General features: G+C 38.2%; 4 protein-coding genes and 1 pseudogene. 2 read left to right on the top strand and 3 right to left on the bottom strand.

Translation table 11 applies throughout. The features are described 5' to 3' along the window. Both L652_RS0104715 and L652_RS1000000125300 read left to right on the top strand, forming a co-directional pair. Positions 1-397: DbpA RNA binding domain-containing protein (locus tag L652_RS0104715; protein ID WP_024603335.1), on the top strand; the 397-nt coding region annotated here is incomplete at its 5' end. 511 nt (positions 398-908) lie between these two features. Continuing rightward, entirely contained in the window at positions 909-1,223 is a 315-nt protein-coding gene (locus L652_RS1000000125300; protein WP_240915864.1) for a hypothetical protein, read from the top strand. Between the two features lie 76 nt (positions 1,224-1,299). Here the strand turns inward: L652_RS1000000125300 and L652_RS0104705 are convergent, their stop codons facing one another. The 3 genes and pseudogenes from L652_RS0104705 to L652_RS0104695 all read right to left on the bottom strand — a co-directional run. Beyond that, positions 1,300-2,853: an AbgT family transporter gene (locus tag L652_RS0104705; RefSeq protein WP_024596510.1), complete on the bottom strand. Its 1,554-nt coding sequence runs from the start codon at positions 2,851-2,853 to the stop codon at positions 1,300-1,302. A 142-nt stretch (positions 2,854-2,995) separates the two neighbouring features. After that, positions 2,996-3,271 carry a YfcL family protein gene (locus tag L652_RS0104700; protein WP_024596509.1) on the bottom strand — a complete coding sequence of 92 codons (276 nt, stop codon included), beginning with the start codon at positions 3,269-3,271 and terminating at the stop codon, positions 2,996-2,998. Beyond that, positions 3,268-3,698, bottom strand: a pseudogene (locus L652_RS0104695) (NAD(+)/NADH kinase); the annotation flags it as partial. The gene L652_RS0104700 and the pseudogene L652_RS0104695, both read right to left, overlap by 4 nt.

The following is a 3,698-nucleotide window of genomic DNA, read 5'->3' as shown; positions in this document are numbered from 1 at the left end:
CAGCCGTGATGCAGGTCCTATGGATACGTACCGTATCGAAGTAGGTCGTGAACATGGTGTTCAGGTTAAAAATATTGTTGGCGCTATCGCTAACGAAGCTGACATCTCAAGCAAGTTTATTGGTGATATTCGTCTACACGACAATCACAGCACGGTTCAATTACCGCAAAACATGCCTAAAGATGTACTTGATCACTTCCAAAAAGTGTTTATTTGTAAACGCCCTATGGGCTTAACAATTACAACTGATCAAGGTCCTGCTGAACCACGTGGCGAACGCTCTGAGCGTCCAGCTGGTGATAAGAAACGCAGCTTTAATAAAGATGACGGCGCACGCGGTGATAAGCGCAGCGGTCCTCGTAAAGAACGTCGCCCTGTAAGCTTCACAGCTAAATAAGCAACGACTCTTTAATAAAAAAACCTTGCCACGAAAGTGACAAGGTTTTTTGTTTTTAGGCTGCTGCTACAGTGAAAACAAAGTAAACTTTCGCGTCAATTCAATAGCGGCTTGAGATAGTTTTTTTAGCCTGAGTTCGGGTTGCTTAATGCCTATAAATACATTTCTCTGATTTTTAAAATAACAAAAATTCTGTAAACTAGACAAAGGCTATAGTTCACGGACGAATTAAAAATTGAAAAAGATTTACGACAACTTGCTCTTTGTAGCAATAGTACTCCCCATTTTATTATGCATCACTATACCTATTTTAATGGACTTTACAGATCCACCATTCATCTCAAATGAACTATACGACGCTGTTTTCTTTATAACCCTCCCTATTATCTGTTGTGCACTATTTATCTATTTAAATATACTTATATTCAATAAATATAAACGCTGCAGTAAATATAGAGAATCACTTAAATACAATTTCTCAGATACTAAAATAAAATTAGCATCCATTTTCATGTACCCATTATCCCCTTTATTAATCTTTGGAATACTCTATGTTTTTATCTCTGATCCTATTAAATTATGGGCTTACTACACACAAGGCGACTATTGGTATAAAGAATACATCCTGACCGATGTACAAGAGTGTGGCACTGAGTATGAAGATAGCTGTACTCGTTTATACTTCAAAGACCCTAAAACGAATAAGATTCATGATTTTAGGTGGTATGACGATAAGTCTACAATAATGAACAACAAAAATGATTATGTGTATATTGTTGGAGAGGCCAGCTTATTTGGCTATATAGTGAGAGATTTAGAAAGATAACTTAGACTTACTTTTACATTACAGGACTTTTATTTAAAAACCTCACTCAAGTGAGTGAGGTTCATAAAGGTTTAGGCTAAGGCAATGCTGGATAAATGTAGCTTGCATCTAAACCTAAAGGAATACCAAGTGCCCAATAACCTAATAAAAAGATACTCCAGCCAATCATAAAGGCAATTGAGTACGGCAGCATAATAGCAATTAAAGTGCCTATACCGGTGCCTTTGACATACTTTTGACAGTACACCACCACTAATGGGAAGTATGGCATTAACGGTGTAATAATATTAGAGCTTGAGTCACCTACACGATAAGCGGCTTGAGTTAAGTCTGGCGAAATGCCAAGTTGCATTAACATCGGTACAAAAATGGGGCCAAGTAACGCCCATTTTGCTGAACTTGAACCTACAAACAAGTTAACAAAGCCAGTTAAAAAGATAATGCCTACAACCGTTACTGCACTTGGCAATTCCATCGCCTTTAATAACTGCGCACCTTCAATTGCGAGCAGTGCACCTAAATTTGATTTACTAAATGCAGCAATAAATAGCGAACAGAAAAACGCCATGACGATATAATATGCCATGCCGCTCATCGCTTTACTCATAGCATCAATCATATCTTTTGAAGTATTAAAGGTACCTACCGTAAAACCATATACAGTGCCTGGGATCCAAAAAAGTAAAAATATTAGTGGTACAATTGATTGCATTAAAGGAGAGCTAAAATTAGTAAGGGATCCGTCACTACTGCGCATTGCAGAATCGTCTGGAGCAGAGACAAATGCTAATAACGCAAGTCCAGCAATCATCACGGTACTGGCTATATAAAAGGCACGTTTTTCATCACTACGTGCATCTTCAAATACAGGTAAATCCTCTTTAGCACCATCAACTGCTGTTTTTTGTAAACGTGGTTCAATAATTTTATCGGTAATGTACCAGCCTAATGCCACAATAAATAAGCTAGATGCTGAAGCAAATGCCCAGTTATTTAACGGGTTAATTGTTATTGCAGGATTAATTATTTGCGCCGCACTTTGGGTAAAGCTTTGTAGCAATGGGTCGATACCCGATGGAATAAAGTTAGCCCCAAAACCACCACTGACTCCTGCAAATGCAGCTGCAATACCCGCAAGCGGATGGCGTCCTGCTGCATAAAATATAACACCGGCAAGTGGAATAACTAATACATAACCTGCATCAGTAGCGGTATGGCTCACAATGGCCACTAAAATGATTGAAGGCGTTAATAGCTTTTTAGGAGTAACTTTAAGCATTAACTTAAGGCCGGTATTAATAAATCCCGAATGCTCTGCAACACCGACACCTAACATAGCTACTAAAACGACACCTAAGGGAGCAAAGCCAGTAAAGGTTTTTACCATAGAGGATAAAAAAGTAGCGAGCGAATCACTTGCCAGCATATTATTAATAATAATCGCTTCACCGGTACGTGGGTCTATTGCATCAAAGCTCACGCCTGAAAACCACCACGACAAAAACCAAATTAATAACATTGCAAATAGAAATATTACGGCTGGATCTGGAAGCTTATTTCCTACTAGCTCAACAAAATTTAAAAAACGCGCTACAACCCCTGAAGGTAAAGCGTCTTGATTATTATTCATTTTTATTGTTCCTAAAATTTATTTTAGTAACAATATCGCATAAAAACAAAACAGTAAATTAACATGGGAATGTGCTTTAAAAGTTTTGGGCACAAAAAAACACGATAGTGATAAACAAATCGTGTTTTTTTGCCACTTAGGGTTAAGCGAGGGCTTTAACTTCATCCCACAAGCGTGCAACTAATGCCTTGTCTTCTTCGTTAAGCTCGCCGTTGCGATATGCTTTAACTAAGCTTTGCTCTACAGTTTCATTTAGCTCATCTATACTGATTGTCAGCTTTTCTACTTCGGCATAACCAACTGCAAGATCAAAATGACCTCGTAAATAGCCGCCAGCAAATAACTCATCGTCAGTTGCTTTTATTACTAAATCATCGAAGTACTGCTGGGCTGCATCGATATAGTTCACTAAACTCATTTATTAATCTCCTGGTTTTGCAAAGCACCTGTATTTTCAAGGTTTTGGTGCCCTACTGCATACATAATATGGTCGTTAAATCCGGTGGTTACTTTAATATAACCGGTTAATTCATCATCTAATTCGCCATCGCCTGTATCACAAATAAGGGGGCGACCATTAAGCGCTAGTAGTTTTGTTTTTGTTGCTACTACAATAATATTTTCTTTGCCAATTGCGCGTATAAGCAAAGGACTCAATTGCTGGTTACCACGGCCAAATATATGCCCTTGCCCGCCAATGAGCGTAATGACTAACTTAGTACTTTGATCATGTGTAAGCTCAAGCAATTGCTTAGCCGTTAAATCTTGGGCAACTAAGGTTTGATCTTTTATTAAATCAACACCAAGTAACGTATTTTCAAGCCCCATTTCTTCCATTATGGCTT

The organism is Pseudoalteromonas sp. TB25, from assembly GCF_000497995.1.
Lineage (GTDB): Bacteria > Pseudomonadota > Gammaproteobacteria > Enterobacterales > Alteromonadaceae > Pseudoalteromonas > Pseudoalteromonas distincta.
Note: the sequence above shows the minus strand (reverse complement) of the source record. Positions and strands in the feature narration are given on the sequence as shown.